The organism is Bacillus sp. JHAA (assembly GCF_036961585.1).
In the GTDB taxonomy this organism is placed as follows: Bacteria; Bacillota; Bacilli; order Bacillales; family Bacillaceae; genus Bacillus; species Bacillus velezensis.
Genome location: NZ_JBAMDE010000012.1, coordinates 1 through 14,565, shown reverse-complemented (window position 1 = coordinate 14,565; position 14,565 = coordinate 1). Strand labels below are relative to the sequence as shown.

The following is a 14,565-nucleotide window of genomic DNA, read 5'->3' as shown; positions in this document are numbered from 1 at the left end:
TCTAATATACTGAAAATACACTTTACCTATTATAACGAAAAAAACAGAGGGCGCAAAACCCTCTGAGTGAATCGGAATTAATTTAAGATTTTTATTTTGACCTGTTTCTTTCCCCAGCGGTAAGCTGAAGATTTTTCAGGGAAAAAGACATCAATCCGTCTTCCTTTAATGGCTGAGCCTGTATCAGCGGCCACGGCATCCCCGTATCCGTCTACGTGGACTCTTGTGCCGAGCGGAATGACGCTTGGGTCTACCGCAATGACTTTAGCATTCGGATTGCTTGTCAGGTTAACGCCTGTAGCCGTATGGCCGGAACAGCCGCTGCAGCTTGCGGTATAAGCCGTGGAAGACACGGTAATCACTTTACCGGAAGATCCGGTTTCGCCAGAAGATGCCTTCACAGGTGCACTGAGCTGCTCAATCTTGGGACTGTGCCGCTTTGTGCCGACCGCAATGATTTGATCTTTGCTTTTTTCAGATGTTTCTTCTTTAACAAGCTTTCTTGAAACTTCTTTTCCATTTTCTTTGACAACATGAAAATGCTTTTTAAGTTTGCCTTCTTTTCCTTTTTGAACGATCTTTTCTTTCCCGCTGTCGAGAGACGCATCTTCTTTTTCTTTCACTTGATACGCTATTTTTTCCTCAACTACATCGGTGACTTTTTCGATACGAGTGATTTGTATGCCGGCCTGATTTTTTGTGAGCTTTTCGTGTAATGCCGGTTTTACTTTATCTTCGTCTTTCATGTCCATCTTATGCTGCGTTAAAAAGTCAGCGACCGTAGTCGAAGTCGTCCATATTTTCTTTTTCTTTCCCGCATCATTTACAGTGACCTGAAAAGCCGGGTCGACCGTGACTTTCATGCCGTTTGTCACTTTCGTATCTGCTGCTGGATCTATTTTATCGTGCTGATTCACAGGTGTATGCTGTTCATTCAGAAATGCGCCGACTGTTTTTGCCGTTGACCATAAAGTCTTTTCTTCTCCGCCTCTTGTCACACGGATCTGCTTTGCAGCTTCATACACGACATTCATGTTGTCTGCCAATGCTGTCTGCTTAGACGGGGTAATCCGGTCTTCATTTCTCGTCTCTATATGTAAATCTTCCAGAAGTTCCCCAACCGTTTTTGCATGAGTGCGTATTTGCTTTTTCTTGCCGTTGATAGAAACAGAAACTGATTGTTTTGAGAGCTCATGTGCCCCGTATGCAGTCCCGGTTCCGCCCAGCAGAATAATAGCTGCAATAAGAATAACCTTGCTTTTACCAAGCTTTACGGAAAACAGTTTTTTCATTTTTTGTGTGATGAAAAACGCCTCCTTCTCCTCGGAGAGATTATATAGAGTATCTAAAATGCTGTCAACCCTCCCATCTCGAAGATGAAAAACCTTCAGCGTATCCCTCATTATGCAAAAACAAAGCAAAAAAAGGAAGAGAGACATATCGACAACCTATCTTATGAGGAGAAGGAAGCTTGTAGAACCGTTTTACATATCCACTGAATCGGACAAGCCTTTACACGTTACGACAGCGCATTCTGTCAGTTTATGCGGAAAAGTCTTTTTGCGTTTTCGGTTGTAATTGAGGCAATTTCTTCATATGTCAGCCCTTTTAATTCAGCGAGCTGTTCAGCAACATATTTTACGTAGCTTGGCTCATTTCGTTTACCGCGGAAAGGATGCGGTGTCAGGAAAGGACAGTCCGTTTCAATCAGCAAACGGTCATTCGGAATTTCCTTTGCTACTTCTTTTGGTTTCTTCGCATTTTTGAAGGTAACCGGTCCGCCGAATGAAATATAAAAATTCATATCCATACACTGCCGCGCAACCTCCGCGCTCCCTGTAAAGCAGTGCATAATACCGCCGACTTCTTCCGCCCCCTCTTCTTTCAAAATCGTGACAACATCTTCCGTTGCATCACGATTATGAATGATAATTGGAAGGTTCACTTCTTTGGCGAGAGCGATTTGTTTCCGGAATACTTCTTTCTGAACGTCTTTTGGTGATTTATCCCAGTGATAATCAAGGCCCATCTCTCCGATTGCCACGACTTTTTCGTGAGAGGACAGTTCCTTAATCCATGATAAATCTTCCTCTGTCATGTCAATTGCGTCTACCGGATGCCAGCCGATCGCAGCGTATATAAAGTCATATTCCTCAATCAGCTCCATCGCACGCGTGATAGTGGGTTTGTCGAAGCCGACAACGACGATTCGTTCAACTTCTTCAGCCTTTGCACGCGCAATGACTTCCTCTAAGTCTGTGTCAAATTGCTCGGCATTTAAGTGCGCATGTGTATCAAAAAGCATCATAAAAACTCCTTTCTTGTTGAAAAACAAAAGGTGTTCGACGGAATGTTACACGTGAAACACCTTTTGCATCTATTATTTAATTCGAGTGCCTTTCGGTAATGACTGGTCGATAGCTACAACTTTTAGTACGCCGTCCGATTCTCCTGCCAGTATCATTCCTTGAGAAAGCTCGCCTCTCAGTTTTACCGGTTTTAGATTCGTTACACAAATGATCTTCATTCCCACAAGCTGATCCGGTGTGTAATGCTTCGCGATACCTGATACAACTTGGCGCTGTTCAAAGCCCAGATCAATTTGCAATTTCAGCAGCCGATCTGCTTTTTTCACCGGCTCTGCGGACAAGACTTCTGCGACGCGAAGTTCTGTATCCATAAATTGATCAAACGTAATTTCAGGAAGACGCTCTGCTTCTTGCGGCTCTTCCGCCTTTTCTTCTTTAGCAGGAGCAGTTCCTTGCATTTTTTGCTTGATGTAAGCTACTTCCTCTTCAGCTTCAAGACGAGGGAAAAGCGGTTCCCCTTTTTTCACTTTCGCGTTCTTCAATTGGCCGAATGTCTGAATGCTGTCCCATGCTTTAAGAGACTGATCCTCAACTCCGAGCTGGGCAAACATTTTTTCAGGCGTTTGTGTCAAGAAAGGCTGGAGCAATACGGCTGAGATACGTAAAGATTCAGCTAAATGATACATGACAGAACGTAATTCTTTTTCTTTTTCCTGGTCTTTAGCAAGCACCCACGGAGCAGTTTCATCAATATATTTGTTCGTACGGCTGATTAATTGCCATAGCGTTGATAAAGCGACTGAAAACTCCATGTTTTCCATTGCCTTTTCATAAGCTTTAACCGTTTCACCGGCTACAGAAGAAAGCTCTGAATCAAAATCGGTCACATTTCCTTCATATGAACCAATCTCACCGTCAAAATATTTTTGGATCATCGCGACTGTACGATTCAGAAGGTTTCCTAAGTCGTTCGCCAAGTCATAATTAATCCGTTCTACGAAACCTTCCGGCGTAAAGACACCGTCTGAACCGAACGGTACTTCGCGAAGCAGGTAATAGCGAAGTTCATCCAAGCCGTAACGTTCAATTAACGTTACCGGATCAACGACATTTCCTTTTGATTTCGACATTTTTCCGTCTTTCATCAATAACCAGCCATGCGCGAAGACTTGCTTAGGCAGCGGGAGATCAAGCGCCATCAGCATAATCGGCCAGTAAATGGTATGAAAACGGACAATTTCTTTACCGACAAGGTGGACGTCAGCCGGCCAGTACTTTTTGTAAAGCTCATCATTTTCCGTATCGTAACCGAGCGCTGTAATATAGTTGAACAGTGCGTCAATCCATACATACACGACATGCTTCGGATTTCCCGGCACTTTTACGCCCCAGTCGAACGTCGTTCTGGAAACGGCCAAATCTTCAAGCCCAGGTTTAATGAAGTTGTTAATCATTTCATTTTTGCGTGATTCAGGCTGGATGAAAGAAGGATTTTCCTCATAAAACTTCAGCAGGCGGTCTGCGTATTTGCTCATGCGGAAGAAGTATGACTCCTCTTTGATTAATTCGACCGGATGGCCGCTGTCCGGGCTTTTTCCGCCGACAACCTCACCCTTCTCATTTCTTTCCACATCCACCAGCTGTGTTTCCGTATAGAATGTTTCATCAGGGATGCTGTACCAGCCCTCATACTCATCCAGGTAAATGTCACCATTATCAAGAAGTTTTTGAAACACTTTCTCGATAATTTCTTTGTGCCGGCTTTCCGTCGTCCGGATGAAATCATCGTGAGAAATGTCGAGCTGCTTCCATAGTTTTTGGATTTCAGCAACTGCACGATCTACATAAGCTTGAGGCGTGATATTCTCTTCCTCCGCTTTCTGCTGGATTTTCTGTCCGTGCTCATCCGTTCCGGTTAAGTAGCGTACGTCAAATCCTTTTAATCTTTTGTAACGCGCCATCGCATCGCCGGCCACGGTAGTATAAGCATGGCCGATATGTAATTTTCCGCTCGGATAATATATCGGGGTCGTAATATAAAAAGTATTATTGTCTTGCGGCATGTTGCAACCTCCCATTCAGAATGTCGAAAAGCTCACGCCCAAAGGACGAGAGCGGTTTTATTTGATATACAATATTGATATTTGTCCTCTATCTATGATACCATCTTAGCCTTTAAGATCAAGGATATATACGTACTGCGCGTAAAAGAGTAAATAAAATTAAAAATTTTTATTGAAATTAAAAAAAGTCTTAACATGTCGAAATTTGTCGTATATAATCTACTAATATAAAACATCTTGGTTCGAAAGTCTTGATTTAAAAGGATTTTCAGTAGGATAATAGGTTCGAAAAAGCAGTCAAAAAGCCTGTTATTTCAGGATTTCCAAGGCTTTACTTACTATAAGAACTAATTCTTACAATCAATAGTAAACAAAAAGATTGACGATTATTGGAAACCTTGTTATGCTAGGAATGTAAGGAATTTTGTCGAATAATGACGAAGAAAAATATAAACTACAAAATAATTATCTCTCGGGAGGAGACTGTTAATGAAATCTACTGGTATCGTACGTAAAGTTGATGAACTTGGACGCGTCGTTATCCCTATCGAACTTCGCCGTACACTGGGCATCGCAGAAAAAGACGCTCTTGAAATTTATGTTGATGATGAAAAAATCATCCTTAAAAAATATAAACCAAACATGACTTGCCAAGTAACTGGTGAAGTTTCTGATGATAACCTTAAACTTGCCGGCGGCAAATTGGTACTCAGCAAAGAAGGCGCTGAGCAAATTATCTCTGAAATTCAAAACCAGCTTCAAAACCAAAAATAAGCTATTTCATACAAAAACCGTTCTTGTTACGATACAAGAACGGTTTTTTTTATGATTGAATGTGATAAGCGTCATAAATCTCGCGTTTCGGAACGCCCCGATCTACCGCTGTTTGTTTTATGGCCTGTTTGGAAGATGCTCCTTCGTTTATGTAATGCTCCACATGCTCGTTCTCAGAAAGCTCCGTCCACCAAGGCTTTTCCTCTTCCTCCGGTTCAGCGGTTTGATTTCCTTCGACAACGAGACAGAACTCACCGCGGATTTGATCTTCATTTGCCCATTCCATCACCTCGGCGATGGTTCCTCTGATGAATTCCTCGTACTTTTTCGTTAATTCTCTCGTGACGGCGATGGTTCGATTACCCAAAACGTCATGCATTGCTGTTAATGTTTCTTTTAATCTGTGCGGCGCTTCGTAAAATATCATCGTTTCCTGCCGTTTTTTCAGGATTTCGAGTTCTTTCTTCTTTTCTTTTTTCTGTCTGTTTAAAAATCCGTAGAAGAAAAATGGCTGCGGGGTGATGCCTGATGCGGTCAGCGCGGTTAATGCCGCATTTGCACCCGGAAGCGGAACGACATATCCGCCGATTTGGGTGAAATCTCTCACAATCTCAGCCCCCGGGTCGGAAATTGTCGGCATGCCGGCATCACTGACCAATGCCACATTCTTTCCGCTTTTCAGCCATTCAATGATTTTATGGCCGCTGCTTTCTTTATTATGTTCATGATAGCTGATGAGAGATGTTTCTATATCATAAACATGGCACAGCTTTTTCGTCTGTCTCGTATCTTCGGCAGCTATGACATCGGCCGATTTCAGCGTCTCTACTGCACGAAAGGTCATGTCCTCCAAATTGCCGATCGGTGTAGGAACAAGGTACAGAGTTCCCATTTCTGATTTTCCATTAAAACTCATCTGGCGTCTTAACATATACAGCCTCCTTGCTGCGTCGTTTTTCTTCTATATATTGCTCTTTTTTCTTTCGGGTCAGCTGCTTAAAACGGTATTCCGCCTGCATCGCTTCCCGTTTTGTTTCAAATGATTCCGCATGACATAACGAAACCGGCCTTCTCGCCCTTGTGTACTTCGCGCCCTTTCCCTCATTGTGGGTTTTCAGCCGTTTTTGCAGATCATTTGTATAACCGGCATACAGACTGTTGTCATTGCACAGCAGCACATAAAAGAAATGACTATTTGTCTCCATATAAAATCGTGCGGATCTCTTTCGTATATTCATTTTGTTCATTGTATACGAACAGCGGGGGAAGAATTTTGAGATCAGGGCGGCCGCCTTTAATTCCTTCAACCAAAATGGTATTCGCTTCTTTACCTTGTTTCGGATAAATAAACTGAACCCGTTTCGGTTCTATTCGGTACGCTTTCATTAATTCAAAGATTTCCAAAAGCCTCCCCGGCCGATGAACGATAGCCGCTTTTCCGCCTTGCTTCAGCAGTTTGCTGCTGACGGAAATCACATCTTCAAGCGTGCAAAGGATTTCGTGCCTTGCGATTCTGAGATGCTCGTTCAGGTTCTGCTCCGCCTCTTTCGGTGTTTTAAAATAAGGCGGATTGCAGGTGACAACATCATATTTATTATGTCCGAGTCTTTCCGGCATATTTTTCAGATCATCATGAATGAGACTGATCTGACCGCCCAGCCCGTTGTATTCCACGCTTCGGAGCGCCATATCATACAAGCGTTCCTGAATTTCAACCCCGGTGATATCGGCTTTTGACCTTGTGCTGAGCAAAAGCGGCACAATGCCGTTCCCCGTGCATAAATCAACGATGTTTCCCTTTTGAATCGGAACGTATGCAAACTTAGACAGCAGCACGGCATCTAATGAAAAAGCGAAAACCGTCGGACTCTGTACTATTTTCATATCCTCTGCTAATAAGTAATCCAATCTTTCATCATCACGTAATGAAACCATAATCTTATTCCTTTCGGCACTCTTTGAAAAAGGCTTCCGACATCAGCGGAAGCCTTTTCCTTATTTTTTATTTAAGAAGGACAGACAAAAAAGGCAATCTCCCTTGCGGACGCTCCCATAATGGACGTTGCAAATATGAAAGCCTTCTTGATACAGCCGGGCCAGATTGTCGTACCCTTCTCCTATATCACTCTGCTCTGCCTTCTGTGTTTTTGTTTCTTTCTGATCGGCTTTGAATTTTTCAATTTGCTCTGTCGTGTCATCAAGCCGCTTACGCAAATGCTTATTTTCAAGCTGAAGATGGTGATTCTCTTCAATCATTTCGCCGATATGCTGCTTTAAGTCACCCAGCTGACGGTACAGCGAACCGATTTGTTCCTCCAGGTTTATGACAGTATCAAATAACTCTTTTTTATCCAAGGTTCCACACCTCGTTAATCTGTGGTTTGTGCGGATACGACGCCCTCTTCCAAGAGCTCTTCCCAAGTATATTCTATCACTTTTTCACGATTCTTCAGTTCCACCTGAAGCACCCGTTCCAGAATATTAAGACCGACAACCTTTGCGGGGCCGTTTGCCGTCGTAATCATTTCGCCTAAATCCGGCAGCTGTTCTTTTGCCGTCTCATACTCATCATTTTCGTACTTCAAACAGCACATCAAACGGCCGCACAGACCGGAAATCTTCGTTGGGTTCAACGATAAATTTTGATCCTTCGCCATTTTGATGGACACCGGTTCAAAATCACCGAGGAACGTGGAGCAGCAAAGCATTCTTCCGCATGGTCCGATACCGCCGAGCATTTTCGCCTCGTCCCTCACCCCGATTTGGCGCAATTCGATTCTCGTTTTAAAGATAGAAGCCAAGTCTTTGACCAATTCCCTGAAATCAACCCGTCCGTCTGCTGTAAAGTAAAAAATGACTTTATTGCGGTCAAATGTAAACTCAACATCAACCAGCTTCATATCTAAGCCGTGGTCAGCCACTTTTTTCTGACAGACTTCAAAAGCGGACAGGGCCTCCTGTTTGTTTTCTTCTACAATGAGAAGATCGCGTTCATCAGCAACGCGTATGACCTTTCGAAGCGGAAGCACAACATCATGCTCGTCCACTTGTTTATTTGCGATGACAACCTGCCCGTATTCGACACCTCTTACGGTTTCAACAATGACGCAGCTGTCTTGTTCTATATCAAATCCGTTCGGATCAAAATAATAAATTTTCCCCGCTTTTTTAAAGCGGACGCCTATTACGTTGTACAAGCTTATCCCTCCTGCAACGTTAACACCAAGTGCTCCATTAATCCCTGCACATTCACATTGGAATGAAGCCGTTTTTTTGCTTCTAAAACAGCGAGAATTTGGTTCGTAACGCTTTGTTGTGTAAATTGCAGCGCATGCTGTTTTATTGATTGGAATAAGTCTTGATAAATCAGTTTATCTTCATTTCCAATTTGGATGGATAATACATCACGGTATATCAATAAGAGCATATCAAGACCCATTTCTTGATGGGTTTTTTCTTTGAAAAAGGGCACCCACTGATCCTGAATGAAGAAAAAGGCATGTCCTTTCCGCTGATGTAAGACTTCATACAATTTTATCACTTTCGCTCTGGACTCTGCAAACTCATCATTTCGACTTAATTCGACTGCTTCCGCAATATTATTTGTCATATTTGCTAAGAGCCGGGCCATGTGAGGGCTCACTTCCTGTTCAATCAGTCTTTCTTCTATGGCTTTCGGCTGAAGCGGCTGGAACGGAAGAACCTGACATCTCGAAACGATGGTATCCAGTATTCGGTGGAGCTGCTCAGTAATAAGAATTGCGATGGTGTCTTGACTCGGCTCCTCTAAAAACTTCAGCAGACTGTTTGCTGCATTTGTCGTCATTTGATCCGCATGGGATATAATGTACAGCTTTTTATGCGATTCCAGTCCTGTTTTAGAAAACTCTTCCTGAAGCGATTGGATCTGAGCCTTTTTAATGGATAATCCGTCGGGCTGAACCACATGCAGGTCGGGATGGTTTCCGGATTCAATACGCTTACAGTTCCGGCACTCCCCGCAAGGCTCAGTCCCGTCTTCAAGGCAAAAAAAGCTTTTTGCGAGAAGCAGTGCGGCATCCAATTTGCCCGTTCCTTTTTTGCCTTCAAACAGATATGCGTGAGAAAGCCTTTTCTTTTCAATGCTGTTATGCAAAAGCCGCATCACTCTGGGCTGCTGCCCGGTCATTTCCTTCCATGATATTGCCATTGTATCACTCTCTATGTGTAAAGGTTAATCAATAAACCTTTTATTTCTCCGATTCGATCCAGCAAATCAATTGCCGGTTTTTCCTGATCTAACATTTCTTCCGTCAGCTGAAGCAGTTTTTCATCTATTTCTTTCACAAGCCCCAGAGTCCGGCTGCTGCCGTACAGGTCAAAGCTTTTCTCCGTCTCATGCGATAATCCGCTGTCTACGGCCTCTTTTACAAAACGTTTTACCAATCCTTTGAATTTCGCTAAGTCTTTGAAGTTTCTCGACTTCGTCAGCCTTTTCCCGAACGTTTCTATATCCGTTAAGAACCTGCTCAGCTGATCAAATTTCAGCTTGCTGCTTTGGCTGTCCATTGAACTTTTAAATGTTCCGGAAAGCTCTGCCGCTTTATAAGCAGGCTGCTGCTTTTTCTCAATAAATGTACGTAAGTCAGAATTTATTTTCACGTCGTCAAATCCTTAAAATTGATGAAATTCATCGACCGGGAGGACAAAGACCGTCGCTCCGCCGACTTCCACTTCGACGGGATATGGAACGTAGGAATCCGCATTCCCGCCCATCGGGGATACCGGGGCAATCATCTGATCACGTTTACAGCCATTCTCTTTAATGAGGCTGAGCGCTTTATCGACACGGATATCTTCCACCCCGATCATAAACGTCGTATTGCCTGATTTAAGGAATCCGCCTGTTGTCGCAAGCTTCGTCACCCTGAAGTTGTGGTCGGTTAATACTTTCAAAAGCCTGTTGCTGTCCTGATCCTGCACCACTGCCACTATTAGTTTCATTCTCTAGGCCCCCTTTAGGTTGGAAAGAACATTATCGTTACATTCATTATAGCAACTTATGAGAAACAGGTCACAACTGAATTTTTTTCAATGCTTCATTTATCACTTGAAGTGCGTCCTGAATGACGAGTTCCTTCTTTTTCGATGCGTCGATTGTATGGAATCTTTCCGGAAAACGCTGCATTACCTTTTGGTATCCTTCCCGTACTTTCGTGTGAAAGTGCAGGGCCTCAAGATCGAGACGATTCTTCTCTCTTGAATCATTCGACGTAATCCGTTTCAACCCTTCTTCCGGCTCAATAGAAAAATAGATGGTGACATCAGGCATCGTATCGCCGATTGCAAACTGGTTAATAGAAAGGACTTCATCAATGCCGAGCCCTCTCGCATAGCCTTGGTAAGCCAGCGAACTGTCGATGAAACGATCGCACAGCACAATGCGGCCTTCTTTCAATGCAGGCTGCACCTTTTCGACTAAATGCTGTCTTCTCGCCGCAGCGTAAAGCAGCGCCTCCGTTTTTGCATCCATCAGTGTATTGTTTTTATTTAAGATCACTTCTCTGATCTGTTCCGCAATGTCGATGCCGCCCGGTTCTCTTGTCGCTGTCACCGGGAGCCCCTCTGCCGACAGAATCTCTTTCATTTCCTGAAGCACAGTCGTTTTCCCTGCACCTTCAGGACCTTCAAATGTTATAAATAAACCGCTCATGATTTCTCCTCTTCTATATAGACAAGTAATTGTTCCCCGTTTAACAAGCCTTGAATATGCGCGTCCATGCCGATTAAACGGGAAAGCTTTTGTACGATCTCTTCTGTTATCCGTTCTCCGTCCATGATCAGCGGAATTCCCGGCGGATAAGGAATAATGTTGCCCGCATGCAAGCGCCCGGCCGCCTTATTTATATCTGCAGGCTCTTTTGTAAACTTCCGCATCTCATTTTGCGGATATTCAAGTGTCGAAATGGACGGAAATGTCCAATTCACGGCATCCGGCAATTTATCGGGCGGTGTATCCTCCAGTTTCTGCTGTATGTTTCTTACGGTTGCCTGTTCTATCATCCGCCGGCCGCCTATCGGCAGTACGAGCAATACTTGGTACTCGTCAGCCAGCTCGGCAACAATGCCTTCACTCTCCAAAATCCGTTGTAATGAATAGCCGGAATGTCCGAGCTTTGACCGAAGAATTAATTTTAACGGGTCCGCCCGCAGCCCATATCCGGAAGGCTCGATTATTTCAATAGAAGAAATTGATGCGAACTTTCGTTTGATTTTCTCAATGCGCTCCATATGAACGGGAAGTGTCCCTTTTTCAGCAATATCCTGCACATAAGCGCGCGCCGTATCTAAAGATGCCATAATCGGGTATGACGGGCTGCTGCTTTGCAAACTGCTTACATAATAAGTTAATCGATCTCTGTCAATTCTGGTGCTGTTCAAATGAAAGTAAGACCCCATCGTCATAGCTGGAAGTGTTTTGTGAGCCGATTGAACAACGGCGTCTGCCCCCATAGCCAATGATGAAGGCGGGAAAGGCTGGCCTAACACAAAGTGAGCCCCATGAGCCTCATCCACCAGTACAGGAACGCCGTATGAATGGGCTTTGTTAACTGCCGCGGTCAAATCGGCGGCGTGTCCGTAGTAAGTCGGATTGGTCAGAACAAGTCCTTTCGCCTTCGGATATGACGCCAGCGCTTTTTCGATGACTGAAAGGGATACATGTGCCGGCACATGCATGTTTTCATCGATTTCCGGCGCCAAATAAACCGGCTTGGCTCCGGCCAATGCCGCCGCATGGAAAACAGACTTGTGACAATTACGCTGGATCAGAATGGGTTCACCCGGTTCACAAACAGCTAAAATCATCGCCAGATTGCCGGCGGTCGTTCCATTGACGAGAAAGAAACTTTCCTGAGAGCCGTAAAATCTGCTCACCAAATCCTGCGCTTCCTTAATGACCCCCGTCGGGTGATGCAAGTCATCAAGACCCGTGATCTCAGTCATATCAATAGATAAAAGAGATTGATATACAGATTTGGCTTCATCAAAAAAGACATCTCCATTGTGATGTCCCGGAACATGAAAAGAATACGTATTTCGGTGCGCATGCTTCATCAGCGCTGTATATAAAGGTGTGTCCATTTTTAAACAAATCCTTTGCCTGTCTTTCTTATTATATCGTGCCTGCGAGCCAACTTAAAGCTAAGACTTTTTGCCATCTAGCCGTTATCCCGGCCGGACCTCATATCAAGCAGCTTCTTTTTTAAATCGCCTTCCATGATAACAAGCTCCTTCTCGGCAAGCCTGCGTTTCATCCTGCCTTCTTCTTGAATAGACATGATTTCTTCAAGTGTGCTGACTAAGCTTTCCTGCACTTTTTTGAGGGTTTCTGCCTCAACAAGTCCGCGCTCATTGGCTTTCGCGGTCTCGACTGTACTTGTTTTCAGAAGTTCAGCGTTTTTCAGCAGCAATTGATTTGTCGTATCCGCCGCCTTCTGCTGCACATCTGCCGCACTCCGCTGCCTCATAAGCGTCAGCGCGATGGCGACTTGATTCTTCCATAAAGGAATAGCCGTAACAATGGAGGACTGAATTTTCTCTGCCAGTGCCTGATTCGTGTTTTGAATCAGGCGGATTTGCGGCGCACTCTGAAGCGTAATCTGCCTGCTCAGCAGCAGATCATGCACCCTCTTATCCAGACGGTTGGCAAACTGGCGAAGATCATTCACTTCCTGCGCGGCCATTTGATTGTGTTCTTGTAATTCGGCTTTTCTTGCCGCTTCGGGTATCATCTTTGTTTTCAGCTCATCTAATTTTAATTCCCCCGCTGCTATATACATAGTTAAATCAGAAAAGTATTGTTTATTTTGGGCGTACAGCTGATCTAACAATTTATTGTCACTCAACAGCACATTTTTAGAATGTTCCAGCCTTCTGCTGATACGGTCAATCTGCACACTTGTCTTTTGATATTTCGAAAGCACTTCCTGCACAGAACCGGATACCCTTTTAAACAGCCGGGCGAAAAACCCTTTGTTCTTCATCTGCAGATCATCAGGGTTTACCTGGTCAAGCTTCATCATCAGATCAGCCAATATTTGTCCCATCTCTCCTGCATCTTTTCTTTGCACGTGCTCTATCATCGTATGGGAAAATTCCAGAAGATTCGCCTGCGCCTGTGAACCAAACAGAACAATGCTTTGCATGTTCTCAGGGTCCAGTTTTTCAGCGAGCTGAAGTGCCGCCTCTCTTTTTTCTTCCGGCAGCGTATCTGCATGCTTTAGAGGGGTCTGGTCATTTTGGGCGCCCATGCTGTCGTCGGAACGGTCTTTGGCCATTTCCTTCTTCCTTTCTTATTTTCTCAGTGAATGCTTTGCCATATCTAATTCAAAGTGCAGGTCGTCGATGTCCTCCTTCATCAGTTCATGAAGATCCTCTTCCAGCCTTCTGGAGAGCTCTGCCAGAGTCATCCTCGTCTCACTCAAGGACATTGATAAATCTTTATTTTTTCGCGGCTGTGAGGAGAGCAGAGCATACTTTTCCGTCAGTTCCGCAACAGAATCAAGCGTTTGATAATAGAAACGCTCTGCCTGATAAAAACGCTTCGGCTCCTGCTTTGTGAGCAGATATATTCGTCGGGTTATCCGCAGTATCTCTGCATTCTGCTTCAGCATTTGTATACTTTTAGAGCGAAAAAGCGCCCTGCGTAATCGGATGATTTTACCCTTTGCTTCCTCAAGATTTTCCTTGATATAAGCATATTCTTTTCTTGTCAGCCGGTGTTTTTTTAAAAAGAGACGCTTCGCATTCCATAGTCCGGCCGCACTGGCTGCGGCTCCGCTGGCTGCCCCGTATAAAAACGAATACAAAAAAGGCTGATGCCCTATCGTAAAGAAGGTTATCCCCGCTAATACAAAAACTGTGCTGCCGCAAAGCGTCCATTTCATATATTGAATAAACGGTTTCATACTTGATCGACTCCTATTTATTCACTTTTATCAGTATTATCTATTACATTCCATGTCTAAACAAGTTCCTCTTCTTATCGTATCAGTTCTTTTATAAAAAGTGTAAAAACTCCTCTGATTTCAGGCAAAAAAAAGACCCTTTTCAGGGTTAAGAATATAACGTCGGTGTATGAAGGCTTTTCAGTTTACGAACGAAAAATTCATAATTTGGATCAGAGGTCGGAGTGGAAACTACTTTCTTCTCACACTCTAAACATATAAATTTCGTATAAATATGGATTCCCCTGCTTTTTTTGGTTTCACACACAATACATGTTTCTTCATGGCTGGACGTTTCATTCATTTTGCCCACCTCCGTATGAATAGCCTTCCCTTAAGCTGTTGATTGTATACACAATTTGGACCTTTTTGAAGTTTGCAATTAGTATATGGGCGTTTCCGTATTTCGGTGTTTGTTTTGTTTTTATTCAA

At 43.8% G+C, this 14,565-nt stretch carries 17 protein-coding genes; 1 reads left to right on the top strand and 16 read right to left on the bottom strand.

Annotated elements, in window-relative coordinates:
• Positions 1 to 77: 77 nt before the first annotated feature.
• The 3 genes from V7728_RS19560 to metG form a co-directional block, all read right to left on the bottom strand.
• Positions 78 to 1,403: a G5 and 3D domain-containing protein gene (locus tag V7728_RS19560; RefSeq protein WP_023356663.1), complete on the bottom strand. Its 1,326-nt coding sequence runs from the start codon at positions 1,401 to 1,403 to the stop codon at positions 78 to 80.
• A gap of 134 nt (positions 1,404 to 1,537) precedes the next feature.
• A complete protein-coding gene (locus V7728_RS19555; RefSeq protein WP_059366867.1) occupies positions 1,538 to 2,305 on the bottom strand; it encodes a TatD family hydrolase in 768 nt (255 codons plus the stop codon).
• A gap of 75 nt (positions 2,306 to 2,380) precedes the next feature.
• Positions 2,381 to 4,372 (bottom strand): methionine--tRNA ligase, encoded by a 1,992-nt coding sequence (metG, locus tag V7728_RS19550; RefSeq protein WP_059366865.1) that lies wholly within the window; start codon positions 4,370 to 4,372, stop codon positions 2,381 to 2,383.
• Between the two features lie 483 nt (positions 4,373 to 4,855).
• Between metG and abrB the strand changes: the two genes are divergently transcribed.
• The gene (abrB, locus tag V7728_RS19545; RefSeq protein WP_169510469.1) at positions 4,856 to 5,146 is read left to right on the top strand and encodes a transition state genes transcriptional regulator AbrB; all 291 of its coding nucleotides are present in this window, start codon (positions 4,856 to 4,858) and stop codon (positions 5,144 to 5,146) included.
• A gap of 49 nt (positions 5,147 to 5,195) precedes the next feature.
• Here the strand turns inward: abrB and rsmI are convergent, their stop codons facing one another.
• The 13 genes from rsmI to V7728_RS19480 form a co-directional block, all read right to left on the bottom strand.
• Entirely contained in the window at positions 5,196 to 6,077 is an 882-nt protein-coding gene (rsmI, locus tag V7728_RS19540) for a 16S rRNA (cytidine(1402)-2'-O)-methyltransferase (RefSeq protein WP_043020647.1), read from the bottom strand.
• Positions 6,052 to 6,351 carry a GIY-YIG nuclease family protein gene (locus tag V7728_RS19535; protein ID WP_007409921.1) on the bottom strand — a complete coding sequence of 100 codons (300 nt, stop codon included), beginning with the start codon at positions 6,349 to 6,351 and terminating at the stop codon, positions 6,052 to 6,054. Before V7728_RS19535 ends, rsmI begins: the two co-directional genes overlap by 26 nt.
• On the bottom strand, positions 6,338 to 7,081 hold the full coding sequence (locus V7728_RS19530; protein WP_015239018.1) for a tRNA1(Val) (adenine(37)-N6)-methyltransferase: 744 nt from the start codon (positions 7,079 to 7,081) through the stop codon (positions 6,338 to 6,340). Before V7728_RS19530 ends, V7728_RS19535 begins: the two co-directional genes overlap by 14 nt.
• Positions 7,082 to 7,141: 60 nt before the next feature.
• Positions 7,142 to 7,501 carry a replication initiation-control protein YabA gene (gene yabA / locus V7728_RS19525; protein ID WP_004264720.1) on the bottom strand — a complete coding sequence of 120 codons (360 nt, stop codon included), beginning with the start codon at positions 7,499 to 7,501 and terminating at the stop codon, positions 7,142 to 7,144.
• Between the two features lie 14 nt (positions 7,502 to 7,515).
• Positions 7,516 to 8,343, bottom strand: coding sequence for a competence/sporulation regulator complex protein RicT (ricT, locus tag V7728_RS19520; RefSeq protein WP_004264723.1), 828 nt, complete (start codon positions 8,341 to 8,343; stop codon positions 7,516 to 7,518).
• Between the two features lie 2 nt (positions 8,344 to 8,345).
• Positions 8,346 to 9,335: a DNA polymerase III subunit delta' gene (gene holB / locus V7728_RS19515; RefSeq protein WP_007409919.1), complete on the bottom strand. Its 990-nt coding sequence runs from the start codon at positions 9,333 to 9,335 to the stop codon at positions 8,346 to 8,348.
• A gap of 11 nt (positions 9,336 to 9,346) precedes the next feature.
• Positions 9,347 to 9,787: a YaaR family protein gene (locus tag V7728_RS19510; protein ID WP_004264730.1), complete on the bottom strand. Its 441-nt coding sequence runs from the start codon at positions 9,785 to 9,787 to the stop codon at positions 9,347 to 9,349.
• A 12-nt stretch (positions 9,788 to 9,799) separates the two neighbouring features.
• Positions 9,800 to 10,129 (bottom strand): cyclic di-AMP receptor DarA, encoded by a 330-nt coding sequence (gene darA / locus V7728_RS19505; RefSeq protein ID WP_004264734.1) that lies wholly within the window; start codon positions 10,127 to 10,129, stop codon positions 9,800 to 9,802.
• A 70-nt stretch (positions 10,130 to 10,199) separates the two neighbouring features.
• Positions 10,200 to 10,838, bottom strand: coding sequence for a dTMP kinase (gene tmk, locus V7728_RS19500; protein ID WP_007409918.1), 639 nt, complete (start codon positions 10,836 to 10,838; stop codon positions 10,200 to 10,202).
• Positions 10,835 to 12,268, bottom strand: a complete 1,434-nt coding sequence (locus V7728_RS19495; RefSeq protein ID WP_099566352.1) for an aminotransferase class I/II-fold pyridoxal phosphate-dependent enzyme — start codon at positions 12,266 to 12,268, stop codon at positions 10,835 to 10,837. Before V7728_RS19495 ends, tmk begins: the two co-directional genes overlap by 4 nt.
• A 77-nt stretch (positions 12,269 to 12,345) precedes the next feature.
• On the bottom strand, positions 12,346 to 13,437 hold the full coding sequence (locus tag V7728_RS19490; protein ID WP_371136940.1) for a toxic anion resistance protein: 1,092 nt from the start codon (positions 13,435 to 13,437) through the stop codon (positions 12,346 to 12,348).
• A 42-nt stretch (positions 13,438 to 13,479) separates the two neighbouring features.
• A complete protein-coding gene (locus tag V7728_RS19485) occupies positions 13,480 to 14,094 on the bottom strand; it encodes a 5-bromo-4-chloroindolyl phosphate hydrolysis family protein (RefSeq protein WP_043020650.1) in 615 nt (204 codons plus the stop codon).
• Between the two features lie 148 nt (positions 14,095 to 14,242).
• Positions 14,243 to 14,437: a sigma factor G inhibitor Gin gene (locus tag V7728_RS19480; RefSeq protein ID WP_007409914.1), complete on the bottom strand. Its 195-nt coding sequence runs from the start codon at positions 14,435 to 14,437 to the stop codon at positions 14,243 to 14,245.
• Positions 14,438 to 14,565 lie beyond the last annotated feature (128 nt).